This window comes from Streptomyces sp. NPDC059010, from assembly GCF_042740355.1.
Taxonomy (GTDB): Bacteria; Actinomycetota; Actinomycetes; order Streptomycetales; family Streptomycetaceae; genus Streptomyces.
The window spans coordinates 48,220-71,899 of record NZ_JBHYJA010000009.1 but is presented as its reverse complement, the minus strand read 5'-3'; the positions used below and the strand labels follow the sequence as shown (position 1 = coordinate 71,899).

General features: G+C 70.6%; 20 protein-coding genes and 1 riboswitch. Of the genes, 12 read left to right on the top strand and 8 right to left on the bottom strand.

Annotation, left to right across the window (positions count from 1 at the left end; all coding sequences use genetic code 11):
• Nucleotides 1–49 precede the first annotated feature (49 nt).
• The 5 genes from ACFWYS_RS11455 to ACFWYS_RS11435 all read left to right on the top strand — a co-directional run bounded on the left by ACFWYS_RS11455 (nt 50) and on the right by ACFWYS_RS11435 (nt 5,742).
• Entirely contained in the window at nt 50–526 is a 477-nt protein-coding gene (locus tag ACFWYS_RS11455; protein ID WP_384765972.1) for a YfbM family protein, read from the top strand.
• A gap of 62 nt (nt 527–588) precedes the next feature.
• A complete protein-coding gene (locus ACFWYS_RS11450) occupies nt 589–1,329 on the top strand; it encodes an ankyrin repeat domain-containing protein (protein WP_384765970.1) in 741 nt (246 codons plus the stop codon).
• 68 nt (nt 1,330–1,397) lie between these two features.
• Nucleotides 1,398–2,816 carry a cytochrome P450 gene (locus tag ACFWYS_RS11445; protein WP_384765968.1) on the top strand — a complete coding sequence of 473 codons (1,419 nt, stop codon included), beginning with the start codon at nt 1,398–1,400 and terminating at the stop codon, nt 2,814–2,816.
• 199 nt (nt 2,817–3,015) lie between these two features.
• Nucleotides 3,016–4,494, top strand: a complete 1,479-nt coding sequence (locus ACFWYS_RS11440) for an MFS transporter (RefSeq protein WP_384766260.1) — start codon at nt 3,016–3,018, stop codon at nt 4,492–4,494.
• A gap of 54 nt (nt 4,495–4,548) precedes the next feature.
• Nucleotides 4,549–5,742 carry an esterase-like activity of phytase family protein gene (locus ACFWYS_RS11435; RefSeq protein ID WP_384765966.1) on the top strand — a complete coding sequence of 398 codons (1,194 nt, stop codon included), beginning with the start codon at nt 4,549–4,551 and terminating at the stop codon, nt 5,740–5,742.
• 338 nt (nt 5,743–6,080) lie between these two features.
• On the opposite strand, the gene ACFWYS_RS11430 is transcribed toward ACFWYS_RS11435, so the two are convergent.
• On the bottom strand, nt 6,081–8,075 hold the full coding sequence (locus ACFWYS_RS11430; protein ID WP_384765964.1) for a GDSL-type esterase/lipase family protein: 1,995 nt from the start codon (nt 8,073–8,075) through the stop codon (nt 6,081–6,083).
• 159 nt (nt 8,076–8,234) lie between these two features.
• Between ACFWYS_RS11430 and tgmA the strand changes: the two genes are divergently transcribed.
• Nucleotides 8,235–8,426, top strand: coding sequence for a putative ATP-grasp-modified RiPP (gene tgmA / locus ACFWYS_RS11425; protein ID WP_384765962.1), 192 nt, complete (start codon nt 8,235–8,237; stop codon nt 8,424–8,426).
• Between the two features lie 13 nt (nt 8,427–8,439).
• On the top strand, nt 8,440–9,396 hold the full coding sequence (locus tag ACFWYS_RS11420) for an MvdC/MvdD family ATP grasp protein (RefSeq protein ID WP_384765961.1): 957 nt from the start codon (nt 8,440–8,442) through the stop codon (nt 9,394–9,396).
• Nucleotides 9,397–9,552: 156 nt separating this feature from the next.
• On the opposite strand, the gene ACFWYS_RS11415 is transcribed toward ACFWYS_RS11420, so the two are convergent.
• The 7 genes from ACFWYS_RS11415 to ACFWYS_RS11385 all read right to left on the bottom strand — a co-directional run bounded on the left by ACFWYS_RS11415 (nt 9,553) and on the right by ACFWYS_RS11385 (nt 18,038).
• Complete coding sequence (locus tag ACFWYS_RS11415) at nt 9,553–11,001, bottom strand: C40 family peptidase (RefSeq protein ID WP_384765959.1); 1,449 nt, start codon at nt 10,999–11,001, stop codon at nt 9,553–9,555.
• Nucleotides 11,002–11,057: 56 nt separating this feature from the next.
• Nucleotides 11,058–11,263: riboswitch (cyclic di-AMP (ydaO/yuaA leader) on the bottom strand.
• A gap of 141 nt (nt 11,264–11,404) precedes the next feature.
• Nucleotides 11,405–12,463, bottom strand: a complete 1,059-nt coding sequence (locus ACFWYS_RS11410) for an NAD-dependent epimerase/dehydratase family protein (RefSeq protein ID WP_384765957.1) — start codon at nt 12,461–12,463, stop codon at nt 11,405–11,407.
• A gap of 189 nt (nt 12,464–12,652) precedes the next feature.
• The gene (locus tag ACFWYS_RS11405; RefSeq protein ID WP_384765955.1) at nt 12,653–13,912 is read right to left on the bottom strand and encodes a glucarate dehydratase family protein; all 1,260 of its coding nucleotides are present in this window, start codon (nt 13,910–13,912) and stop codon (nt 12,653–12,655) included.
• Nucleotides 13,909–14,817: a 5-dehydro-4-deoxyglucarate dehydratase gene (locus ACFWYS_RS11400; RefSeq protein ID WP_384765953.1), complete on the bottom strand. Its 909-nt coding sequence runs from the start codon at nt 14,815–14,817 to the stop codon at nt 13,909–13,911. The genes ACFWYS_RS11405 and ACFWYS_RS11400 overlap by 4 nt, the downstream gene beginning before the upstream one ends.
• 25 nt (nt 14,818–14,842) lie before the next feature.
• Complete coding sequence (locus tag ACFWYS_RS11395; RefSeq protein ID WP_384765952.1) at nt 14,843–15,787, bottom strand: carbohydrate ABC transporter permease; 945 nt, start codon at nt 15,785–15,787, stop codon at nt 14,843–14,845.
• On the bottom strand, nt 15,784–16,704 hold the full coding sequence (locus tag ACFWYS_RS11390) for a carbohydrate ABC transporter permease (RefSeq protein WP_384765950.1): 921 nt from the start codon (nt 16,702–16,704) through the stop codon (nt 15,784–15,786). The genes ACFWYS_RS11395 and ACFWYS_RS11390 overlap by 4 nt, the downstream gene beginning before the upstream one ends.
• Complete coding sequence (locus ACFWYS_RS11385) at nt 16,701–18,038, bottom strand: ABC transporter substrate-binding protein (RefSeq protein ID WP_384765948.1); 1,338 nt, start codon at nt 18,036–18,038, stop codon at nt 16,701–16,703. The genes ACFWYS_RS11390 and ACFWYS_RS11385 overlap by 4 nt, the downstream gene beginning before the upstream one ends.
• A 656-nt stretch (nt 18,039–18,694) precedes the next feature.
• On the opposite strand from ACFWYS_RS11385, the gene ACFWYS_RS11380 reads away from it, so the two are divergent.
• The 5 genes from ACFWYS_RS11380 to ACFWYS_RS11360 are packed head-to-tail and all read left to right on the top strand — an operon-like array spanning nt 18,695 to nt 23,651.
• The gene (locus tag ACFWYS_RS11380; RefSeq protein ID WP_384765946.1) at nt 18,695–20,560 is read left to right on the top strand and encodes a phage tail sheath family protein; all 1,866 of its coding nucleotides are present in this window, start codon (nt 18,695–18,697) and stop codon (nt 20,558–20,560) included.
• Between the two features lie 33 nt (nt 20,561–20,593).
• Entirely contained in the window at nt 20,594–21,118 is a 525-nt protein-coding gene (locus ACFWYS_RS11375; protein WP_004003113.1) for a phage tail protein, read from the top strand.
• 33 nt (nt 21,119–21,151) lie between these two features.
• On the top strand, nt 21,152–21,973 hold the full coding sequence (locus ACFWYS_RS11370) for a hypothetical protein (RefSeq protein WP_384765944.1): 822 nt from the start codon (nt 21,152–21,154) through the stop codon (nt 21,971–21,973).
• A complete protein-coding gene (locus tag ACFWYS_RS11365) occupies nt 21,966–22,712 on the top strand; it encodes a hypothetical protein (protein ID WP_384765943.1) in 747 nt (248 codons plus the stop codon). The genes ACFWYS_RS11370 and ACFWYS_RS11365 overlap by 8 nt, the downstream gene beginning before the upstream one ends.
• Before the next feature lie 33 nt (nt 22,713–22,745).
• The gene (locus tag ACFWYS_RS11360; RefSeq protein WP_384765941.1) at nt 22,746–23,651 is read left to right on the top strand and encodes a DUF4255 domain-containing protein; all 906 of its coding nucleotides are present in this window, start codon (nt 22,746–22,748) and stop codon (nt 23,649–23,651) included.
• Nucleotides 23,652–23,680 lie beyond the last annotated feature (29 nt).

Below are 23,680 nucleotides of genomic sequence, written 5' to 3'. Positions count from 1 at the left end.
GTTCGATCAAGGGGTCGAACGATCGGTTCACCAAGGGGGATTGCCTGCCATGGGTATGTACATATCGTTCATCGGCGCGACGACGGAGGAGCTGGACAGGGCGGAGAAGGACCCGAGTTGGGCCAATGCGTTCGTCTACGAGTTCTACGACGACCACGACGACTCGCTGCCGAGTCGTCCCGAGGTCGGCCTCGACAAGAAGTGGGACGGCCTCCAGTTCCTGCTCAACGAGACCGACGTGGAACTTGAGTTCCTGATGGACGGGTTCCCGATCTTGGAGGACGGCACCCTGTTCGGGTACTCCGCGGAAGAGGTCAAGACCGTGGCCCGGCAACTGCGGGCCACCCCGTGGGAGCAGTTGGCGGCACACTACGACCCGGCACAGATGATCAAGGAGGAGGTGTACCCACGCATCTGGGACGTCAACGGCGAGGACTGGCTTGAGGATGCCTACGACGAGCTGGTCCAGTTCTTCGGCGAGGCGGCCGAACGCGGCCTCGGGGCGTTCATGACCTTCAGCTTCTAGGGCACCTCCGCCGCCGGAGGCGTTGTCAGTGGGCCGTGTTATCCAGGAGGGGAACCTGGGAGGTGACCCGATTGCTGATCGATACGACCGCCCCGCTGGCCCGTGCCGCCGTGGAGGCGATCCGGACGGGCGACGTGGCGGCACTGGAGGACCTGCTCACCGCTCATCCGGGGCTGGCCACGGCACGGCTGGGCAATATGCGGACCACACGGACCCTGCTGCACGTCGTCACCGACTGGCCCGGGCATCTCCCGGGCGGCCCCCGGACGGTGAGCGCGCTCGTCGCCGCGGGCGCGGACGTGGACGCGCGGTTCACCGGCGCGCACCACGAGACACCGCTGCACTGGGCGGCCAGCAGCGACGACGTGCCCGTCCTGGACGCCCTGCTCGACCTGGGCGCGGACATCGAGGCCGACGGCGCGGTCATCGGCAACGGCACCCCGCTGGCGGACGCGGTGGCCTTCGGACAGTGGAACACCGCGCGGCGACTGGTGGAGCGCGGCGCCCGCACCACCCTGTGGCAGGCCGCCGCCCTCGGCGAGGCCGACCGGGTCGCCGCCTGCTTCTCGGCCGAGTCCGGCCCGCCCACCGAGCAGGAGGTCACCGCCGCCCTGTGGTGCGCCTGCCACGGCGGGCAGCGCGAGACGGCCGCCCACCTGCTGCGGCGGGGCGGCGACCTCAACTGGGTCGGCCACGACCGGCTGACCGCCCTCGACGCCGCCCGGCGCTCCGGTCACGACACGCTGGTCACCTGGCTGCGCGACCAGGGGGCGAAGTCCGCCGGGGAATTGACCCTGGGGTAGGGTCGCGGGCGTTGTCGGCTACTGACTGGTAGTGCACCGGTGCGGGGAGTGTCGGAGGGCGGGGGCAAATGGAGTCCGAGCTGGGCGGGAACGGATCCGTGGGCGTCGACAGCACCAGGCTGGAGGAGCTGTCCCCCCAGCCACTGCTGACCCGCGACTACGAGACACGTCCCTCGCTCGTGTACGAGCGGCTCAGACAGCGGCACGGACCCGTCGCACCGGTCGACCTGCTGGGCGTACCCGCCTGGCTGGTGCTCGGCTACCGGGAGGCACTGCAGGTGCTCCAGGACGACGACGGCTGGCCGAAGGGGCTGGAGAACTGGCGGGCCCGCTCGGACGGTGAGGTGCCCGCGGACTGGCCGCTCGGGCCGTCCCTGGAGGTCAACCACGTACTGATCCAGGGCGGTCCCGGATACGGGGAGCTGCGCACGGCGTGGGACGCCGCGCTCAAACCGTTCCAGGACCCCGCGCACCCCCAGGCGAAGCGGCTCAAGGCGGCTGTCACCGCCTACGCCGACGAACTGATCACCCTGGTCGGACAGGGCGGCGGCACGGGCGTCGCGGACCTGTCCGCGCAGTTCTCCCGCCCGCTGCCGCTGATGGTGGCCAGCCATCTCCTCGGCTTCCCCGGTTCCCAGGGCGACGACGCCCTGATGGACATGTGGCGGGTCCTCGACGCGGGCCCGGACGCCGAACCCGCCCTGGAGCGGCTGCTCGCGACCCTCGCCGAACTGGCGGCCGCGAAGCTGAAGGAGCCGGGCGACGACTTCCCCTCCCAGCTGCTGGCCGCGCATCCCGGACTCTCCCTCGACGAGCTGGCCCGCGAGCTGTTCATGCTGCTCGGCATGACCTCCGACCACGTCGGCATCCTCATGTCCAACACCGTGGTCGAGGTCATCTCCGGGGACGGCGACGGCGGCGTCCGCGCCAGCCTGTCCGCCGGGATGATCCGGGAGACCATGAACCGCGTCGTCATGCGCAAACCACCGCTGGTGAACTTCGTACCGCGCTTCGCCGCCGAGGACACCGAGCTCGGCAAGTACACGATCCGGGCGGGCGACCCGGTGTGGGTGTCCTCCGCCGCCGCGCACGCCGACCCGCTCTTCGCCGACCATGTGGCGCCGGGCAGCGCGATCAGCACCCGGGCGCATCTGTCCTGGGGCGCCGGCCGCCGCCAGTGCCCGGCGCGCGAGCTGGCGTCCACGGTCGCGGCGGTCGGGGTGGGCCGGTTGTTCGAGCGGTTCTCCCATCTGGACCTCGCCCTCCCGGCCGACCAACTGCCGTGGCGCTCCTCGCCGTTCATGCGCGGCCTGCGCTCACTGCCCGTACGGTACGAGCTGGCCCCGGTACCCGAGCGGGCGGCGGTACCGAAGGCGACACCCGAGCCGGCACCGGGAACGGCCGATCCGGTGCTGCCGGACCGGTCCGCCCGGCAGCGCTCGTCACTGTGGCGCTATCTGACAGGCCTCATCCGCAGCGGACGCTGACCTGGTCCTCTCTGCCCGGCCCAGCCCGGCTCCGTGATCGACTGGATGCCCGTCCGGCAGCGGCGTACGGTCGTATGGTGGCGGGAACCAGCCACCGAACCCCCGCCCACGGCGCACTGCCATGAGCAATCCCGAGCAGACACCCGAAACGCGGACCACCCCGCAGGAGACGGAGCGGGGCGACGGCCGCGGCAGCGGTATGGCGCTGCTGGTCATCGCTTCCTGCCAGTTGATGGTGGTGCTCGACATCACCATCGTGAACATCGCCCTGCCGGACATCCAGCGCTCGCTGGACTTCTCCACGACGAGCCTGTCCTGGGTGATCAACGCCTACACGCTCACCTTCGGCGGACTGCTGCTGCTCGGCGGCAGGATGGGCGACATCCTCGGCAGACGGCGCGTGTTCGTCTTCGGCGTCCTGCTCTTCGTCCTCGCCTCACTGCTCGGCGGACTCTCCCAGAACGAGTGGCAACTCCTCGCCGCTCGCGCCCTCCAGGGCGTCGGCGGCGCCATCGCCTCCCCGACCTCCCTCGCCCTGATCAGTACGACCTTCCGTGAAGGACCCGATCGCAACCGGGCGTTCGGCGTCTTCGCCGCGGTCTCGGCGGGCGGCGGCGCGATCGGGCTGCTGATGGGCGGCATCCTGGTCGAGTGGCTCAACTGGCGCTGGGTGCTGTTCGTCAACGTGCCCATCGGACTGCTCATCGTGCTCGCCACCCCGCGCTACATCCGGGAGTCCGAGCGCCACCCCGGGCACTTCGACCTGACCGGCGCGCTGACCTCCACCATCGGCATGGTGCTGCTGGTGTACGGGTTCATCCGGGCCGCGCAGGACGGCTGGCGGGACCCGCTGACGCTGGCCGCGTTCGGGGCGGCCGTGGTCTTCCTGCTGCTGTTCATCCTGGTCGAGTCGCGATCCCGGCAGCCGATCACACCCCTGCACATGTTCGCGGACCGCAACCGCGCGGGCACCTACGGCATGATGCTGAGCCTCGCCGCCGCGATCTTCGGCATGTTCTTCTTCCTCACCCTCTTCGTGCAGAACGTGCTGGACTTCAGCCCGCTCCAGGCCGGTCTCGCCTTCCTGCCGGTGAGCGCCGTCATCGCGATCGGCGCGGGGCTCGCCTCCCAACTCCTGCCGAAGTACGGGCCCAAGCCGTTCATGGTGACGGGCGCCATCCTGGCCGCCGGCGGCCTCTCCTGGCTGACCCTGACCGACATCGACTCCACCTACCTGGGCAGCATCCTCGGCCCGATGCTGGTGTTCAGCCTCGGCATGGGCATGGAGTTCGTGTCCCTGACCCTGATGGCGCTGTCCAACGTGGCCACCCATGAGACGGGCGCCGCCTCCGGACTCCTCAACGCCACCCAGCAGGTGGGCGGATCCCTCGGGCTGTCCATCCTGGTCACCGTGTTCGGTACGGCCAGCAACAACGAGGCCGACAAACAGGTCCCGGCCTTCCTCTCCCAGGCGACCCCGCTGGAACGGCTGCGCTTCGAACGCACCGGGCGGCTGCCGGCGCAGTACGCCGACGAGATCCTCACCGCCGGAGTCTCCGCCGCCTTCATCATGGCCGCGATCTTCACCGCGATCGCCGCGGTGATCGCCCTCCTCGTCATCCAGGTCCGCGCCTCCGACCTGGAACGCCTCCAGGGCGGAGGCATGCCGACGCCCTGAGGAGTTCGCGCCTCGTTGGCTCACCGGTCACCCGCCGCTCTTACTGTGCGCGCCATGAGAAGAATCTCGATCATGGTCAGTGCCGCTGCGCTGACCGTCTCCCTCGCGTCCCCCGCGATGGCCGACCGGGGCGGACAGGACTTCGGCAGCGCCACGCTGACCGGCTTCGCGGCGCTGCCGGCCGAGACGTTCGTGCCGGGCAGCGAACCGTCCGGCGCGGCCATCGGCGCCGGCCCCTTCAACGGGATGGCGGCGCCCTTCGCCCACCAGCCCGTCCAGGGCTTCAGCGGTGTCGTGAACCGCCGCGACGGCACCTTCGACGTGCTGTCGGACAACGGCTACGGCACCAAGGCCAACAGCGCCGACTTCCTGCTCCGCGTCCACCGCATCCAGCCCGACACCCGGACCGGCGAGGTCACCGTGCTCGGCGGCTTCAACCTGAGCGACCCCGACCACCATGTGCCGTTCGCGCTCAGCCGGGCCGACCGCGTGCTCACCGGCGCCGACTTCGACGTCGAGTCGATCCAGCGGATGCCGGACGGCACGTACTGGATCGGCGACGAGTTCGGCCCCTGGCTGCTGCACTTCTCCGCCCAGGGCCGCCTCCTTCAGGCGCCCATCGCGCTCGACGGGGTGAAGGCACCGGAGAACCCCTACCTGAACGGCGCCCAGCCGAACATCGCGAGCAGCAAGGGCTTCGAGGGCCTGGTCCGCTCCGTGGACGGCCGTCACCTCTACCCGCTCCTCGAAGGCACCGTGACCGGCGACACCCCCGGCGATCTGCGGTTCAGCGAGTTCGACCGGCGCAAGGGCACGTACACCGGGAAGCGCTTCGTGTATCGCCTGGAGTCGACCTCGAACGCCATCGGCGACGCCATCGCCGTCGACCGCCACCGGTTCCTGGTCATCGAGCGCGACGGGGGACAGGGCGACACCGCCAAGTTCAAGCGGATCTACCTGGCCGACACCCGGGACCGCGACGGCGACGGGCTGATGGACAAGACCCTCGTCGCCGACCTGCTGGACATCGCCAACCCCAAGGGGCTCGGCGGCTTCGGGGAGACGTTCCGCTTCCCGTTCCAGACGATCGAGGACGTCAACCTCGTCGACGACCGCACGCTGGCGGTCCTGAACGACAACAACTTCCCGTTCTCCTCGGGCCGCACACCGGGCAAGGCGGACGACAACGAGTTCATCACCATCCGGCTCTCGGCCCCGCTGCACGCCGACAAGCGCGCCCTGCGCTGACCGCCGAATCCGCGAACGGCCGGTCATATGATCGCCGCGTGGACGCAGCCGACCGTGATGCCAGCGCCTGCCCATCGCCCTGTGGAGTGCCGCGGGACGGCTCAGGAAGACGGCGTACGAACTGTTCCTGGAACACCAGCCGGCCGTCACCTGGAGCAAGTTCGCGAAGTACGGTGCGACGCCGGGGATGAGACCTGCTGGAGATCCCGGAGGCACTCGCCGGCTCGCTCGACGAGTGCCTCCGGCTGATCGAGAGCCAGGTGAACCAACTGACCGAGGCGGCCCCGCACTTGCTGCGCGAGCCGCGGTCGGACGCCGCACCGGAGTGACCGCTCGGGTCAGCCGCCGATCCGTGCCGCGATGACCGGTGCCAGACGATCGGCGATGACGCGGTGCCCCTGGTCGTTGGGGTGGACGGAGTCCGTCAGATCGCCGGAGCCCAGCCAGCCCGTGGTGTCGACGAAGGAGAGCCGGCTGTCGCCGCCGTCGACGGCGGCCTTGACGGCTGCCTCGGTCTGCGGGACGTACCGGCCGCGGAAGGTCTCCAACGCGAAGATCCAGGCCTGGGGATGGGCGGCCCGGACCTTGCGCAGCAGACTGGAGTACGCCGACTGGAACTGCGCGGAGCCGACGCCGTGGCCCACGTCGTTGGTGCCCAGGTTGATGACGACGGCGTCCGCCCCGTAGCGGGAGAAGTCCCAGTCGGGCGTGGACGAGTTGGGGTTGAGCCGGGCGAACTGCTGCTCCAGACCCACGCATCCGTCGGCGGTGGCGACCAGACAGGCGCCGCCCTGGGCTATCTGGGTGTGCTCGGCACCGAGCCGCTCGCCGATCAGCCAGCCGTACGCGGTACGGGCGTTCTGCGAGGTCGTGGTGCCCACAGTGATGGAGTCACCGACGAACTCGATCAGCTTGGCCGGAGCCGGCGCCGCGAAGGTGGTCGCGCCGCTGTCGAGGGCCAGCCCCTGGAAGACTGCGTCGCCGCGGTAGGAGCCCGCGACCACCTGGTAGTTGACCTGGAGGGTGTGATTCCCTGCGGCCAGCGGCGTCGGTGTCAGGTCCACGGTGCCCTTGACGTCGTCGTAGAACCGCACCGGCCCGTTGTCGATGCGTGCCCAGAAGTCGATGGTGCCCCGCTGCTTGAGCTTGACGGTCCGGCCGGTGAAGCCGACCCGGTAGTAGGCGCCGGCCCAGTACGGGGTGTAGAGGGTGCTGGAGCTGCGGGTGTCCCAGCGGCCGACGAACTTGATGTTGGGGTCGCCGGGCTGCCCGGGAGCGGCGGCCTGGGCGGACACATCGGCGGCGCCGCCGAGTTGGGCGGCGAGAACGGGTGTCAGCCGGGCCGCGAACTTGGTGTGGCCGGCCTCGTTGGGATGGCCGTTGCCGTCCTCGTAGTCGGTGCCGTCGGTGAGCCAGCCCGTGGTGTCGACGTAGTGCACCTTGGCGTCCCCGGCGCTGTTGCGGGCGCTCACGGCGGCCCTGGTCTCGGCGACGTAGCGCTTCTTCAGCGTCTGCACGGCGAAGAGCTGCGCCTCGGGGTGCCGGGCGCGCACATCGCTCAGGAACTTGGTGTACGCGGCCTGGAAGGCGGCGCCGGTCACGCCGTGGCCGATGTCGTTGGTGCCGAGGTTGATGACGACCGCGCTCGCCCGGTGGCGGGAGAAGTCCCAGTTCTGCTCGCCGGTGCTGTCGGTGCGGAAGTACTGGCTGCTCAGGCCGGTGCACCCGGACTGCGCGACCAGGCAGTACCCGGCGCGGGCGATCCGGGTGTGCCGCATCCCCAGCTGCTCGCCGGTCTTCCAGGCGTACGAGTCGAGGGCCAGCCGGTCGGTGAGGGCGCCGGCGGTGATGGAGTCGCCGACGAACTCGACCAGCCCCGACGGCACGGCCGGAGCGACCGTGCGCGCACCGGAGTCCAGGAGCAGGCCCTGGAAGACCGTGTCGCCGGAGCGGTAGGAGATCCGCAGGGTGTGGGTTGCGGGGGAGAGGGGCTGCGGAGTGAGGTTCACCGTCCCGCGGACGCCCGCGTGGAACACATCGGGTCCGCCGTCGATGCTCACGTAGAAGTTGACCGCGTCCCTGGCCCGGACCTTCACCGTGGTGCCGGTGAACGCCGTCCGCAGATACGCGCCGGACCAGTGGGGCACGGCGGCGGTGCCCGAACTCGTGTCCCAGCGGCCCACGTAGACGATGTTCGGGTCGGACACCGAACCGTCGCCCGCCGCCGCCCGTGCCGGAGTGCCGCTCGCCCAGGACAGCGACAGCAGACAGGCGAGGAGTGCGGTGGTGAGGAGGGCGCAGAGGGTGGGTCTGGGGTGGGGGGTCGTCTGCACGGGGATCCCTTTCACATGGGGGGATTGGGAGCGCTCCCATAGAGAACTGTGCATCGAGATGTGACGACGTTCACCCCGGTGTGGCGGAAAGTGATGAATTCCTTACGCAAGGAACGCGTAAGTGACGGTAATTCAAGCAACGCCTCACGGAGGTTTAAAGTGCAACCGTTCACCCTCAAGTACGCGTTTCCGCGCGGGATTTCTCAGGCGGTGACGCCCTATCACTTCGACCCGGCCCGCCAGCTGAACGTGCTGCCCAACGGCCGCCCCGCCGTCAGCGACCCGGACCTGCTGCTCGCCGTCGGCACCACGACGTCCACCGCCGGGTCCGCGACCCACTTCGACGACTGACGACCGGCCGCGAATGAGCGTATTGATCCTCACGTCCGAGGAGGACGTGACCGCCGACATGGTGGTGGCCGCACTGCACGGGACGGGGACGCCCGTGCTGCGGCTGGACCCTGCCGACCTGCCGGGCAAGGCCGTGATGTCCGCCGACTACGCGCACGGCGACTTCGACGGCCATCTGTCGGTCAACGGGCATGTGCTCAGCATGGGCGGACTGCGCTCGGTGTGGGTGCGCCGGCCGGGCGAACCGGCCGCGCACGCCACCGATCCCTCACCGTGGCTGACCGCCGAGACCCGGCAGGCGCTGTACGGGATGCTGCACTCCGCCGCCGCACGGTGGATGAACCATCCGCGCAACGCCGACCAGGCCCGGCTGAAGCCCTGGCAGTTGAGGGTCGCCCACCTCAGCGGCTTCGCCGTACCGCCGACCGTGTTCACCACGGCACCCCGGCTGGCCCGGGAGTTCGTCGAGGAGTACCGGGAGGTCGTGGTGAAGTCCGCCTCGGGGCCGCCGCCCGACGGCCCCGCGCTGGCCCTGCCCACCACCCTGATCGGCCCCGGCGCCGACTTCTCGGCGGTCGCGGCCGGGCCCGCGCTGCTTCAGCGGTATGTGCACAAGCGGGCGGACATCCGGCTGACCTGCGTCGGCACCCGGCTGTTCGCCGCGCGCAAGACCGCCGAACCCGGCCAGGTCGACGGCCGCTACGGCGACACCGGGCACCCCTGGGAGCCGGTCCCGGTGCCCGACCGCATCGGCAAGTCGGTGCACGAGTACGTCACCCTCGCCGGACTGGCGTACGCCGCCTTCGACTTCGCCGAGGACGAGGACGGCATCTGGTGGTTCCTGGAGTGCAACCAGGGCGGCCAGTTCGGCTTCGTCGAGCTGGAGACCGGGCAGCCGATCGCTGCGGAGGTCGCCCTGTGGCTGGCACAGCGCGGGGCGGACCACCGCCGTCCGCGCGGTCGCCGGTGAACCCGGCCTCCGTGCGGCCCTCCGTACCGCCTACGCGGTGAGCTCCTCGCGGATGCGGTCCAGCATGAACGCCGAGGACTCCTTCGCCCGCTCCGGGGGCAGTGAAAAGCCACCCCGCCTCCTGGGAGGCGGGGTGGCCGTCGTCTGGCGAGGGGGTCAGGCGGGGCGTATCACGCTGTGGATCGCGGACTCCCCGGCGTAGTGGATCGACTCCTCGCGTATGGCCGCTCCCGGGCCGGGGGCGTGGATCATCATGCCGTTGCCGGAGTAGATGCCGACGTGCCCGGCGTGGAAGAGGACCAGGTCACCCGGTTCGATGTAGGTGAGCGCGATTCCGCGCCCGGCGGTCGCCTGCTCCTGCGGGGTGCGGGGGAGCGTGATCCCGGCGGCCTTCCAGGCGGCCTGGGTGAGACCGGCGCCGTCGTACGCGTCCGGGCCCGCCGTGCCCCAGATGCAGGGCTTGCCGAGCTGGGCACGGGCGAAGTCCAGGGCGCGTACGGCTCGGGTGTCCTGCGGGGCGGTGGAGGTGAGGGCGGTGGAGGTGAGGGCGGTTGAGGTGGTTGCGTTGCTGGGGGCGATGGGCCGGCTCGTGTCGAGGGCCGTGCTCGTGGTGGCGGGTGCCGGGGCGTCGACGGGCCCGGTCGCGGTGCCGGTCCAGCCTGCTGTGGCCGCCCAGGCCGCCGTGTAGGCCGGGACCGGGGTCAGGTCGGCCGGTCCCATGTCCTGCAGCGCCTCCCACCGTGTCTCGGCCGAGGGCTGGGTCGGGGCGGGCAGGTCAAGGGGGGCGTCGAGCGCGGTGAGGGTCGTGCTCTGCTGCTGCCCGGTGTAGGCGGCGAGCAGGTCGCGGGCCCGGCCGAGCTTGCGCTGGTTCTGTTCCTTGGTCGTCCGCAGCGCGGATCGCTGCTGCGGATCGCCTGTTGAACCGCCTGTTGAACCGCCTGTTGAACCGGCTGCCGACCCGGTCGCCGTGGGTTCGGCGGTTGGGGCGGGCAGGGCGAGGGCGGTCTGAGTGATCGAGTCGCTCGGGGCGGCGACGGGGCCGGCGGTCAGCTCCGGGATGGGTGCCGTTGTCGCTGTCGCTGTCGCTGTCGTGGCCGGGGCGGGCGGCAGCTCGGCGATCGGCGCGGCGGGCAGCTCCAGGGCGGCCCGGCCGGGTGCTTGCAGTGGCAGGTCGCTGAGGCCCTCCAGCGCGCGCTCCGGCTGGCGTGCGGGCCGTGTGCCGGTGGGGCGGTCCGGCATTCTGTCGCGCGGCAGTGCCGCCGGGACTGTCGGGCCCAGCTGGGAGCGGGCCGCGTCGAACCACTGCCGGGTGACGTTGTCGAGGGCGGGGTCGCTGCGCCTGCTGTCATCGGCGCGGCCCGCGGCGCCGTACCCGCGTCCGGCGTCCGTCGGCCGGTCGGCGCGCTTGCGGGGGCCGGTGGCCGACGCGCGGGTGGCGTTGAAGGTCCCGGTGTCGGATTCGGCCTGGTCATAGAGGGAGCTGACCCGTCGGCTGACCTCCTCGCGGCTCGGCGTGTCGTCCCCTGCGGAGGGGGCGGCGTTGGCCGTCTGGGCGAGCAGGGCCACTGAGGTGAGGGCCGCCGATGCGAGTGCGGAATTGCGCATGCCGGGGAGGCTCAATGCCCCCGGACGCGCGGTGCGTTCCGGCGCCATGGGCGACGTACTCCTTCCGTGCTCCGCCTACCGAGTTAGCGGTGGGGGTCCCCCCAGGCCGTTAAGGCTCTGGGGGAGGGTTCGGGCGGTTGTCCGGAAGGTTTGCCCTACGGCCCTTGCCCCGAAAGGCGGTTGGGCCGATTCACCCCAAGTTCGGTTGGGTCCCCGGCTCCAGTGGCCCATGCGGGCGCACCGGACTCGGCGGAGGCCGCGCGTCCCGGCGGGTTCGCCGGAGGTCGTCGTGCGGCCTGAGGCGTAACCTAACCAACTTGTGTGACTCGCGTGAAGGTTGACGTATGAAATGTCCGATACGTTTTTGTGACCTTCGACGCTCGGGGCGGAAAGAGGGCCTGGCTCACTGCGCGGTGCGTCGGCTCCGCCACGCCTCGTAGTGATCGAGGACCGTCCGCTCGATCGGGCGGTAGGTGATGCCGAGTTCGCTCACGCTGCGGCTGTTGTCGACGCGGAAGCGGATGCCGAGGTGCCCCCGGATGTAGTCCTGGGTCAGTCCGAAGGCCGGCCCCAGGATGCGTACCGGCCAGTGCGGGAGCGCGGTGCGCGGCAGGCGGAGGTCGCGGGGACGGCGGCTCAGGATGATGCGGGACATCTCCTGGAAGGACGTCATCGTGGGAGCGGCGAGGATGTAACGGCCCTTCGCGTCCGGGTTCTCCGCCGCCGCGATGTGCGCATCGGCCACCTCGCGCACGTCGACCGTGGTGAAGCTGAAGTCCGGGGCACCGTAGAAGAAGTAGCCCTTGAACAGTTCCTCCAGCAGGAACAGGCTGCCGGACTCCGAGGCGGGGGTGAGGGAGGGGCCCAGGATCAGGCCGGGGTTGACCGACACCATCCGCCAGCGGCCCTGGGCTGCCTCCGCGTCCCAGGCCGCCCGCTCCGCGACCGTCTTGGCGTAGTGGTACGGGTTGTTCTCCACCGTGCTGGTGGTGTTGAAGTACCGCTCCGACAGCACGCCGTCGTCCATGGCCAGGACGTCCGCGTAGTCGCCGAAGATCGCGCCCACGGTGGAGGTGAGGACGAGCCTTTCCACCGTGGGCGTCCGCTCGATCGCCGCCAGCACGTTGCGGGTGCCGAGCAGGGCAGGGTCGACCATCTCCCGACGGCCGTCCTTGATCTTCTCCGGCATACGGAACGGCGACGCCACATGGAACACCGTCCGGCATCCGCTCATCGCCTCGTCGAAGGAGCCCTCGGTCAGCAAGTCGGCCTCGAACAGCGACAGTTGACCGGGATGTGCCTCCTGCATCGCCCGCAGGGGCCGCAGTTTGGCCGTGGCCGCCGTGCTCCGCACGGTGGCGTGCACCGGGTAGCCGCGCTCCAGCAGCCGTTTCACCAGATGACTGCCGACGAACCCGCTGCCGCCGGTCACCAACACGGCCGTCGACCGGTCTGCGCCCACCCTCAACTCCTTCGCCCGTCCGGAAGCCGGTCGATCACGGTAGCGGCGTTCCCCGGGCGGGACCATGGGCGCGCGGACCATGTGTCGGCTATGACGGCCGTCTCACCCCGCATGCTCCTCGTGCTCAGCGAGCACATCGTCCTGGGGCCCGACGCAGCCCCTCCTGTGACGTTCACCGGGAACAGCCGGTCACCAGCGCGGCAGCCGGAGTTCGTACTCCGGCTGGACTCGCCGCATGTACCCGGTGTCGTCACGGGAGCGCATTCCCGAGTCGATGTACAGGCGGTGCAGCCGGTCGAGGGCGTCGTGGTCGAGCTCCACGCCGAGGCCCGGCCCTGACGGGACCGCGACCGCTCCGTCGCGCAGTTCGAGGGCGCCGGGGACGATCACGTCGTCGGCCGAGTTCCACGGGTAGTGCGTGTCGCAGGAGTGGTCGAGGCTGGGGATGGCCGAGGCGACATGGGTCATGGCGGCGAGGCTGATGCCCAGATGTGAGTTGGAGTGCATCGACAGGGCGATGCCGAACGACTCGCAGACGGCGGCCAGTTCACGGGTGCGGCGCAGTCCGCCCCAATAGTGGTGGTCGGTGAGGAGCACCTGGATCGCGTTCTGCTCGATCGCCAGCCGCAGGTGCTCCCAGGCGATCACACACATGTTGGTGGCGAGGGGGAGCGGTGAGTCCTTCGCGACCTCCGCCATCCCCTCGATGCCCTTGGTCGGGTCCTCCAAGTACTCCAGTACGCCGTCCAGCTCGCGCGCGACGTACCCCGAAGTCTCCACCGTCCAGGCCGTGTTGGGGTCCAGACGCAACGGCTGCCCGGGGAATGCCTCCGCCAGCGCCTTGATCGCCGCGATCTCCTCGTCGGGCGGGAAGACACCGCCCTTCAGCTTGAAGGACTCGAACCCGTAGCGCTGTTGCATCAGCCGGGCCTGCTCGACGATCCCGGCAGGATCCAGCGCCTCGCCCCAGTCGTCGCCGGCCGCCGCGCGGCCGTCCAGGGCGGGGTGCTCGGCCCACTTGTAGAAGAGGTACGCCGCGAAGGGCACCGAGTCGCGGACCCGGCCGCCGAGCAGGTCACCGACCGGTCGGCCGAGCAGTCGGCCCTGGGCGTCGAGGCAGGCCACCTCCACCGCCGAGGTCGTCCAGCCGCGCTCGTGGGAGCTGGGCACGGTGGGCAGCAGGGCGGCGTCGATCGCCGCCGAGAGGGCCGTCGTATCGAAGACGTCCATGCCCACGACGACCTTCGCGGCGGCCTGGAGCCGCTCCAGCCGGGCGGTTCCTCCGGGCGACTCGCCGAGGCCCACCGTGCCGTCCTCCAGGACGAGTTGGAGGATGACGCGCAGCGCGAGCGGCTCGTGGACGCCGTTGGAATTGAGCAGGGGCGGGTCGCGGAAGGCGATCGGGGTGACGATCAGCTCGCGGACGCGAGTGCCTGCGGTGGTGCTCATGCGCGGACCGCCTCCAAGCCGTGGTCGATGAGTTTCGCGAGCCGGGCGATGTGCTCCGGCGTGGGATCGAGCAGCGGCGCCCGTACGCCGCCGACGTCCAGGCCCCGGAGGGTCACTCCGGCCTTGACGAGGGCCACGGCGTATCCGGGTACCTCGTCGCGGAGTTCGACGAGAGGGCCGTAGAACTCGTCCAGAAGCCTGCCGACCAGTACGTCGTTCCCCTCGGCCAGAGCCCGGTGGAAGGCCAGCGCGATCTCCGGGGCGAAGGCGAACACGGCCGACGAGTACAGGTCGACGCCGATGCCGCGATAGGCGGGCGCGGTCAGCTCGGCGGTGGGCAGGCCGTTGAAGAAGCGGAAGTCCGCCGCGCCCGGCACGGCACGCACCGCGCGGACGATGCGGTGCATCCGTTCGATGTCGCCGATGCCGTCCTTGAGGCCGATGACCTGGGGCAGGGCGGCGATCCGGGCCGCCGTCCTCTCGGTGAGGCGGGCGGTGCCGCGCTGGTAGAAGATCACCGGGAGATCCGTAGCGGCCGTGACTTCCTCGACGTACCGCACCAGGCCCTGCTGAGGCGCCGTCACCAGATACGGGGGCAGCAGCAGGATGCCGTCGGCGCCGGCGCGTTCGACGCGGGCGGCCTGGTCACGGGCGACCGGGACGGGGCCGCCCGCGGCCGCGAGGACGGGGACGCGTCCGGCGGTCGTCTCCACGGCGACCCGCGTGGCCCGTTCGATCTCCTCGGGCGTCAGCGCGTGGAACTCACCCGTGCCGCAGGCGACGAACACACCGCCCGCGCCCGCGGCGACACCGGACTCGATGTGCTGAGCGAGCCGTTCCTCGTCCGGCGAACCGTCCGAGCCGAACGGCGTGACCGGGAAGAACAGCACTCCTTGGAACTTCATGTTCTCTCTCGTGGGGGGGTCGGGGTCAGCCCTTGGTGGCCCCGGCGGCGATGCCGGTGACCAGCGAGCGCTGGAGGAGCAGATAGACGATCAGGCTGGGTATCAGGGCGATGACCGCACCGGCCAGCACCACCCCCGAGCCGACCTCGGGGTCGGTGCGCAGGATGGACAGGGCGACGGTGACCGTGTAGTCGGTGGGGTCCTTGGCGGCGATCAGGGGCAGCAGATACTGGTCCCAGATCATGATGAAGCCGAGCACGCCGGCCACGCCGAGCGCCGGCCTGCACAGCGGCAGCACGATCTGCCCCAGCATCCGCAGTTCGCCGACGCCGTCGAGGCGGGCGGCCTCCTCGATCTCGGCGGGGATGTCCCGCATGAACTCGGTCAGCATCATCACCGAGAAGCCCCAGGCGCCCAGCGGCAGGATCACGCCCCAGACCGTGCCCTTGAGGTCCAGATGGACCACCGGGACGTCGCCGAGGACCAGCGACAGGGGGATCGCGATGACCTCCTCGGGCAGCATCAGCGTCATCATGAACAGCATCATGACCAGCGCCTGGCCGCGGAACCGGTGCCGGGCCAGCGCATACGCGGCGAGGGTGCACACCACGAGCTGGAGCAGCAGCCCGCCGCCCGCGATGAGCAGCGAGTTGCCGAGGTAGTCCCAGATGCCGCGCTCGCCCGCCACCTTGAAGTTCAGCAGTGTGCTGTCGTGCGGCAGGAACGACAGCGAGGAGCCGCTGGGGTTGGTGGTGAAGGCGCCCGAGAAGATGGACAGGAACGGCGCCGCGAAGACGGCCAGGGCGATCAGACAGAGCAGGATGCGCAGGGTCCAGGCGAGACCCGGCCTGTCGTTCCAGCCGAGGGCGGTGTCGAAGCGGGCCGGGGTGGTCCGCTCCGCCTTGGTGCTCCGTCCGGCCGGGGTGTCAGGGGCAGCCGGCCGGACGGGGTCGATGACGGGGGCGCTCATCGCGCTTCTCCCCTCTTGCGGAGGTGGTTGACCGTGACGGTGAGCAGCAGCGTCACGCAGAGCAGCACGACCGAGGCCGCGGAGGCGCCGCCGATGTCGTTGCGGGTGAAGCCCAGGGTGTAGGCGCGGGTCATCCAGACGTCGGTGGACCCGGCGGGACCGCCGCCGGTGAGGACGTAGACCTCGGTGAACACACGCAGTCCACGGATCGTGGCGAGCGTGAGCACGATCATCAGCGCCGGACGGATCGCGGGCAGGGTGATGTGGCGCAGCCGCTGCCACAGCGACACGCCGTCCATGGCCGCCGCCTCGTACAGCGAGCGGTCCACGCCCGCGAGACCGGCGAGCAGGATCACCATGTTGTACGGGGCCCAGATCCAGATGCCCATCGCCATGGTCGAGTACAGCGCGAGGTCCGGGTTGTCGAGGAACTGGACGGGCCCGAGCCCGAGGAGGTGCAGGCCGCTGTTCAGGAGGCCGTCGGAGGTCGGGTAGTACATCAGCCGCCACAGCTCGCCTACGACCGCGGTCGCGGTGACCGCGGGCAGGAAGACCGCGGTACGCAGGATCTTCAGCGAGCGGGCCTGGCCCTCCAGGAGCAGCGCGAGGACGAAGCCGAGCAGGATCGCGCCGACCGACTGGCCGATGCCGAGGACCAGGGTGTGCCCGATGGCGTCCTGGAAGCGGTGGTCGGTGAGAACCCTGGTGTAGTTCTCGATCCCGATCCACTGGTCGCCCAGGAAGGGCCGCACGTCGAAGAAGCTGAGCCAGATGCCCTTGGCCATCGGCCAGAACTTGAAGACGAGGGCGAGCAGCAGTCCGGGAGCGAGGAACAGCCAGGGGATGACGGCCTTCTTCACGAAGGCTCTGCTGTCGAGGGCCCCGCGTGCCGGGGGCGTGGTCACATTGGCGGTCATTTCAGCAGGTCCTGGTCCTTGAGGTCACCGGCGAGGGTGTCGTCGAGCTCCGCCAGCTGGGAGCGGACGTCACCGCCGCAGTACGTGAAGATCGAGTTCAGCGCGTCGGCGGTGTCCTGCTTGATCGGCGCGAAGTCCGGCGCGTTCGGGAACTGCCGGGAGGCGTCCTCGTACGCCTTCTGTACGACACTCCAGCGGGCGTCGTCGCGGACCCCGGCCGCGTCCAGCGTGGAGTTCACGGGGATGCGGACGACGGGCTGGTGGCCGTCGACGCCGGCCATGGCGATCTTCTGGCCCTCCGGCGAGACCAGGAACGCGGCCAGCGCCAGCTCCTGCCTGTCCTTGCCGGTCCTGGCGCCGAGGTAGATGTTCTCGCCGTCGGCCAGCACATCGCCGCCGGCCGGTCCGGCGGGGGCCGGGACGACCTCGTACTTGTCCTTGCCGAGGGTGCCGTCGAAGGTGGTGATGTTGTACGGGCCGGTCATGTACATCCCGGCGTTGCCGTCCTGGAAGTTGGTGGCCGTGGAGGTGACGGCGGTGACCGCGCCGGGCTGGACGACCCCCTTCTCGCCGCAGAAGAGGTTGTCCTTCATCCAGGTCACGGCGTGCACCGCGGCGGGCGAGTCCATGGCCGGGATGTACTTGCCGTCGCCGTCCGACTTGATGATCTCGGCGCCGCCCTGCCACAGGAAGCTCGCGCCCCACCAGGCCGCGTAGCCGTTCTGGGCGCCGGCCGGCGCGACGATGCCGTAGGTGTCGGCCCTGCCGTCGCCGTCCGGGTCCTCGGTGGCGAAGGCCTTGGCGACGGAGAGCATCTCCTGCCAGGTCGTCGGTGCCTTGAGACCGAGCTTGCGCAGCCAGTCCGTGCGGATCATCAGGGTCTGGGCCTGACGGGAGTACGGGATGCCGTAGTGCTTGCCGTCGATGCCGACGGTGGACGCCCAGGACTTGTCGGTGATCCGGTCGCCGCCCGCGACCGAGGCGGGGTCGATCGGCTTGAGCAGGCCCTGACTCTGGTAACTGCCCATCAGCGCGGTGTCGTTGATCATGACGTCCGGCAGTTCCTTGGTGGACGCCCGGCTCTGCAGCTGCTGGTCGAAGTTGATGACCGGCTGGTAGTCGATCCTGATGCCGGTCTTCCTGGTGAACGCGGCGAAGACCCGGTCGTAGGTGGCGGCGGCGTCCGGATTGCTCCGGGTCCACACCTCCAGCGTGTTCGGGTCGTCGCTGCCCGCACTGCCGGAACCGGAGCCGCACGCGGCCGTTCCGAACGCGAGCGCCGTGGCGACGAGCAGGGCGGCGGCCGGGCGGCGACATCGTCGGTGATCCCGCATGGACACACTCCGTTGGATCTGGAGTTCATATGCGTGAACCCGTTTCACGCATCTAAATGATCGGCCAAGCTACGAATCGTTTCAGTCCCATGTCAAGACATGGTGGTGAGATTGACGGTGAGGCCGGCGGTGGGATTTCACCGACCCCGCAACGGGTGACCGGTGGGGGTGGGTTCTCGTCACTCGTGGAAAACCAGCCACGGCGCGGTGTGTACGACTCGGGGAGATCGCACACTCGTGCGACCAGTCGAATGGCGTGTTGGTAAGCGCTTCCATCGCGGGTCGCGGCTCCAGCGGCGCGTCGCGCGGACCCCGTGTGCAGAATCCGTGAACCAGCTGCCCGGGGCGCGCAGGTGGGATGTGCGGATGCAGAGAGGGGCCCTTCACCAAACCCCCTCCCGGGGTGGCCTGAAGGCGCCTTGCTCGGCCAACTTCGAACGCAGCAAGGTGTGTTGAGCACTTGAGCATCAGGAGTCACAAGCGCGTTGCTTGAGCCGTGCGGCCGATCGCCCACGGTGATGACGGGGGAACTGGTGCGGTGCACGTAGACGGTGTCGCCCTTGTGGGTGGCGTTTTCGTGCCCCGGTCGGGAATGCCTCCCTCTGCCATCTCTTGGTGCCTTTGTCCGGTACCCGAGACAGGGAGTAGGAGGGGGAATGCCGATGAGCGCGGTCAGCGCCGCAAAGCCGACGTATCCCGGTGTCTACGTAGAAGAGCTTCCCAGCAGCACCCGCACGATCTCGACCCTGACCACGTCCGTGACCGCCTTTGTGGGTCACACCCGACGGGGTCCGCTCAACGAGCCGGTACGCGTCACCAGCTTCGCGGAGTTCGAGCGCCGCTTCGGCGGCCTCAGCGCGCAGAGCGCCGTCGGCTACGCGGTCCATCAGTTCTTCGGCAACGGCGGCACCGTCGCGGTGATCGTCCGGGTCGCCAAGGCCGGCAGCGGCAAGGCCGCCTGTGTCACCCTCAAGTCGACCGAGGGCCACAGCGAGGGCCCGGTCCTCGAAGTGCACGCCAAGGAGCCCGGCGTCTGGGGCAACGGCCTGCGCGTCGCCGTCGACCACGACACCCCGCGCCCCGACGAGACCTTCAACCTCAGGGTCTACGACGCCAAGGGCGACGCCCGCGAGAGCTTCACCGGCCTGTCCATGGACCCCGCGAACGGCCGCTACGCGCAGACCGTGATCAACGCGGGCTCGAAGCTGATCCGCGTCGAGGTCGTCGGCGAGGGCCGCCCCGACCCGTCCGGCACCGTCTCCAAGCCGTTCGGCGACGAACTGCCGAACCTGGAAGTCGACCTGACCGTCAAGATCGGTGAGGTGGAGCGCGAGTTCAAGCTCTACGACCCCGACTGCGACGGCGAAGCCCCGTGCAGCGTCGCCGAGCTGGCGCTGCTCCTGGAGCGCAAGCTGCGCGCCCTGCCCGACGCGCCCGGCAAGCACGCCTTCGCCGGCGTCGAGGTCACCGCCTTCGGCCGCCGTATCCAGGTCGTCGCCGGCTCCACCGACCCCGAGGACGTCGTCCGCTTCCTCGGCGAGTGCGCCAACGACCTCGGTCTGGAGGCCTCCGTCAACCCGCCGGTCTTCCCGCTGGAGGGCGGCGAGGACGGCGAGGCACCCGGCCCGCGCGACCTCATCGGCTCCGAGGGCGACAAGTCCGGCATCCAGGCGCTGCGCGGCGTCGCCGACGTCAACCTGCTGGCGCTGCCCGAACTCGCGGCGTACGAGAAGACCGAGGACGCCCTCACCGTCATCTCGGCCGCCCAGCGGCTGTGCGCCGAGCGGCGGATCTTCCTGCTGGTCGACGCGCCGAGCACCTGGGTCAGCGTCGACACCGCACGCGCCGGGCTCGCCGCCTTCGACGCCGTGCGCGGCAACCACGCGGGCCTGTACTTCCCGCACCTCCAGCTCACCGACCCGCTCACGGGCAGGCTGCGCTCCTTCCCGCCGTCCGGCGCGATCGCCGGCGTCATCGCCCGGACCGACTCCGAGCGCGGCGTGTGGAAGGCCCCGGCCGGCACCGAGGCGCGGCTCGCGGGCGTGCACTCGCTCACCGTCAACCTCACCGACCGTGAGGCCGGACTGCTCAACCCGCTCGGCGTCAACTGCCTGCGCACCTTCCCGGTCACCGGCCCGGTCGTCTGGGGTGCCCGCACGCTGGAGGGCTCGGACGCGCTCGACAGCGAGTGGAAGTACGTCCCCGTACGGCGGCTCGCCCTCCATGTGGAGGAGAGCCTCCAGCGCGGCCTGCAGTGGGTCGTGTTCGAGCCCAACGACGAGAACCTGTGGCAGCAGATCCGGCTCGCCGCCTCCTCGTATCTGCACACGCTGTTCCGTCAGGGCGCCTTCAAGGGCGGCACCCCGCGCGAGGCGTACTTCGTCAAGTGCGACAGCGACACGACGACCGCCGAGGACATCGAGAACGGCATCGTCAACGTCCTCGTCGGCATCGCACCGGTCCGGCCGGCGGAGTTCGTGATCGTCAAAATCCAGCAGACGTCCGGGCAGTTCGCGCTCTAGGCGCGGGGAATCGTGGAGAACTGAAGGAATCCGATGGCTGAGTTCACGGTCAACGCGCATCGCTTCGACCCCTACAAGAACTTCAAGTTCCTGGTCCTGTGGGACGGTCGGACGGTCGCGGGCATCAGCAAGATCAGTCCACTGAAGCGGACGACGGAAGTCGTCAAGCACCGGCACGGGGGCGACCCGTCATCGCCCCGCAAGTCGCCGGGCCGCTCCGAGTTCGAGGGCATCACCCTGGAGCGCGGCGTCACCCACGACCCCGAGTTCGACCGCTGGGCCAACAAGGTCTGGCAGGTCGGCGCGGGCCTCGGTTCCGAGGTGTCCCTCGCCGACTTCCGCAAGGACATAGTGATCCAGGTCCTCAACGAGGCCGGCCAGGTCGCCGTATCCCACAAGCTGTACCGGACCTGGCCCAGCGAGTACCAGGTCCTCGGCGAGCTCGACGCCAACGCCAACGCGGTCGCCATCCAGTCCCTGAAGCTCGAATGCGAGGGCTGGGAGCGGGACTACGAGGTGCCCGAGCCCGAGGAGCCGTCGTTCCTCAACCCGGCGTGATGTAGGACCGGTTGAGGGAAGCGGGGGGAGACGATGGCGATCACCGGGGCGGCCGAACTGCTGGCCACCTGGGAGGCGGGCCTCGCCGAGGCACCGTCCGGGCGCGCGCTGCTGCTGCACCGCACGGCGCGCCCGGACGTCGACGGCGCGGCCCTGCCGGTGCTGCCGGTGGGGGAGCGCGAGTCCGACCTGTTCGCGCTGCGCCGCGCCCTGTTCGGGGAGCGGATGCAGGTGCGGCTGGGGTGCTCGGCCTGCGGGGAGGACATGGAGTTCGACCTGGACGCCGGGGAGTTCGCTCGGTCGCTGGGCGGGCGGGGCGGTTCGGTTGAACCGGTGGATCCGACGGCCGGGGGCGACTCGTCCGCCGGGTCAGTCGGGTCGGCTGGCGCCGCCAGGTCCGTCCGGTCCGCCGGGTCCGTCGTGCGGGTCCAGCAGGGCGGCTGGGACGTCGAGTTCCGGCTGCCCGGTGTCGCCGATCTGACGGCGGCCGCCCGGGCCGCCGACCCGCGTATGGCCCTGCTCGCCCGCTGCCTGGTGTCGGCGACGCGCGAGGGGGCCGCCGTCGGCGCCGGTGACCTGCCCGTGCCGGTCCAGCGCCGGATCGCCGAGGCCGTCGAGGCCGCCGACCCGGGGGCCGACGTGACGCTCAACATCGCCTGCCCCGAGTGCGGTGCGGCCACCCGGGCCGAGCTCGACATCGCCTCCTACCTGTGGACCGAACTGGACGCCTGGGCAAGGGACCTGCTGCTCGACGTCCATCTGCTCGCCACCTCGTACGGCTGGAGCGAGCCGGAGATCCTGGCGCTCAGCCCGCTGCGGCGCCGCTACTACCTGGAGCTGTGTGCGGATGTCTGACACCGACGGGGCACCGGTGCCCGACTTCCTCGACCGGCTGATCGCCCGGCACGCCCCGGCTACCGGCGGTCCTCGCCCGGACGTGGTGCGGGTACGCCCGCGGCTGCCCGGCCCGTTCGAACGGGTGGAGGCGGTACGGGCCACGGCGGCCGAACCGGACGACGGCACCGACCTGTTGTGGCCGTCCACCACGCCCTCCGACACCCGGCGGACGGTGGCACCGCGCCCTGCACAGCCCGCCGCCCGGCTGCACACGGAACGCGAGCGGACGGTCGTACACACCGAGCACACCCCGGCCGACCCGGCACCGCGGCCCGCCCCGAGGGCCCTGCCCGACGCGCCGCTGCTGCGCCCCGTCGCGCCGGTCACCACGGGCCCGCGCCCGGCGCCCGACGCCGCACAGCGTGCGGTGAGCCGGGGCCGTCCGGAGCGGGGCTCCCCCCAGAGCGCGGCGTCCGTGCCCATCCCCCCGGGTGCGGACGCCGCTACCCCCGCCGCCGTGTCATCCCCCCTGCGGCCCAGCGCCGCCGACACGGCGGCGGCCCGGGACGCCGTACGACAGGCCGCGGCCCGGCGGCCCGGGAAGGCGCCCGAGCAGGTGGTCCAGGTGCAGATCGGGCGGCTGGAGGTGACGGCGGGACCGGCGCCGTCGGGCGGCGGCAGGCAGCGCACGTCCACCACGGGCCGTTCCGGGGCGACCTTGAGCCTGGCGGAGTACCTGGCGCGAGGGCGGGAGTGACATGACGGACCGAGGAACCGAGGAACCGACTTCATGAGCAACGCACTCGCCATCGCCCATGTCACCCAGGCCCTCGCCCTGCTGCTGGAATCCAATGTGGGCCCGGAGTTCGGCGAGGCCGTCAAGGTCGAACCGCGCAAGCCGCCGGCTGAACCGCCGGACCAGCCCACCATCAACGTGTTCCTGTACCAGGTCACGCCCAACACGGCGATGCGGGGCAACGACCTGCCGACCCGTGCCTCGGACGGCACGCTGATCAAGCGCCCGGCCGCCGCGCTGGACCTGCACTACCTGATCAGCGCGTACGGCGACGAGACGGAACTGGTCGGGCAGCGGCTGGTCGGCGCCGTCGTACGCACCCTGCACGAGATCCCGATCCTGCCGAAGGACGTCATCGAACAGGCAGGTGAGAAGCCGTATCTGACGGGCAGTGACCTGGCGGAGGCGGCACAGCGCGTGCGGTTCTCGCCGACGGTGATGGACATCGACGAGACGTCGAAGCTGTGGGGGATGCTCTACCAGACGCCGTACTCGCTGTCGGTGGTCTACCAGGCGTCCCTGATCTTCATCGACGGTCGCGAGACCCCCGTACCGGCGAAACCCGTGGAGCGGCCGGAGGTACGGGTGCTGCCGTTCGGAGCGCCGGGGGCGCCGGTTCCGCCGATAGTCGGTGACGATGCGTCAACCAGCGGTGAGGGAAGCGACGTTGAGGTCGGCGGGGCCGCTCAGCAGTCTGTCGCCAGGACGCCGGTGAAGACCCCGGCCAAGACACCGGCGAAAGCGGCGGCTGCCAAGGCGCCCGCGAAATCGCCCGCGAAGCCACCTGCCAAAGCCCCGGCACGTGGCCGGAAGGCGGCCCAGGCGAGCAAGTCGACGAAGCCGGGCGGAATCAAGCCCGGCACGGAGACGGACGGCGGAGCCGAAAGCACCGAGAACTGAGGGGCGGCATGGGAACGACGGGGGCAGGT

Excerpts from the sequence above, each read along its gene's own strand:
- ACFWYS_RS11360 (WP_384765941.1), top strand. The coding sequence starts at position 22,746 with ATGAGCAACGCACTCGCCATCGCCCATGTCACCCAGGCCCTCGCCCTG.
- ACFWYS_RS11440 (WP_384766260.1), top strand. The coding sequence starts at position 3,016 with ATGGCGCTGCTGGTCATCGCTTCCTGCCAGTTGATGGTGGTGCTCGAC.
- ACFWYS_RS11405 (WP_384765955.1), bottom strand. The coding sequence starts at position 13,912 with ATGAGCACCACCGCAGGCACTCGCGTCCGCGAGCTGATCGTCACCCCG.
- ACFWYS_RS11445 (WP_384765968.1), top strand. The coding sequence starts at position 1,398 with ATGGAGTCCGAGCTGGGCGGGAACGGATCCGTGGGCGTCGACAGCACC.
- ACFWYS_RS11455 (WP_384765972.1), top strand. The coding sequence starts at position 50 with ATGGGTATGTACATATCGTTCATCGGCGCGACGACGGAGGAGCTGGAC.
- ACFWYS_RS11420 (WP_384765961.1), top strand. The coding sequence starts at position 8,440 with ATGAGCGTATTGATCCTCACGTCCGAGGAGGACGTGACCGCCGACATG.
- ACFWYS_RS11370 (WP_384765944.1), top strand. The coding sequence starts at position 21,152 with ATGGCGATCACCGGGGCGGCCGAACTGCTGGCCACCTGGGAGGCGGGC.
- ACFWYS_RS11385 (WP_384765948.1), bottom strand. The coding sequence starts at position 18,038 with ATGCGGGATCACCGACGATGTCGCCGCCCGGCCGCCGCCCTGCTCGTC.
- ACFWYS_RS11380 (WP_384765946.1), top strand. The coding sequence starts at position 18,695 with ATGCCGATGAGCGCGGTCAGCGCCGCAAAGCCGACGTATCCCGGTGTC.
- ACFWYS_RS11365 (WP_384765943.1), top strand. The coding sequence starts at position 21,966 with ATGTCTGACACCGACGGGGCACCGGTGCCCGACTTCCTCGACCGGCTG.
- ACFWYS_RS11400 (WP_384765953.1), bottom strand. The coding sequence starts at position 14,817 with ATGAAGTTCCAAGGAGTGCTGTTCTTCCCGGTCACGCCGTTCGGCTCG.
- ACFWYS_RS11415 (WP_384765959.1), bottom strand. The coding sequence starts at position 11,001 with ATGCGCAATTCCGCACTCGCATCGGCGGCCCTCACCTCAGTGGCCCTG.
- ACFWYS_RS11375 (WP_004003113.1), top strand. The coding sequence starts at position 20,594 with ATGGCTGAGTTCACGGTCAACGCGCATCGCTTCGACCCCTACAAGAAC.
- ACFWYS_RS11435 (WP_384765966.1), top strand. The coding sequence starts at position 4,549 with ATGAGAAGAATCTCGATCATGGTCAGTGCCGCTGCGCTGACCGTCTCC.
- ACFWYS_RS11390 (WP_384765950.1), bottom strand. The coding sequence starts at position 16,704 with ATGACCGCCAATGTGACCACGCCCCCGGCACGCGGGGCCCTCGACAGC.
- ACFWYS_RS11395 (WP_384765952.1), bottom strand. The coding sequence starts at position 15,787 with ATGAGCGCCCCCGTCATCGACCCCGTCCGGCCGGCTGCCCCTGACACC.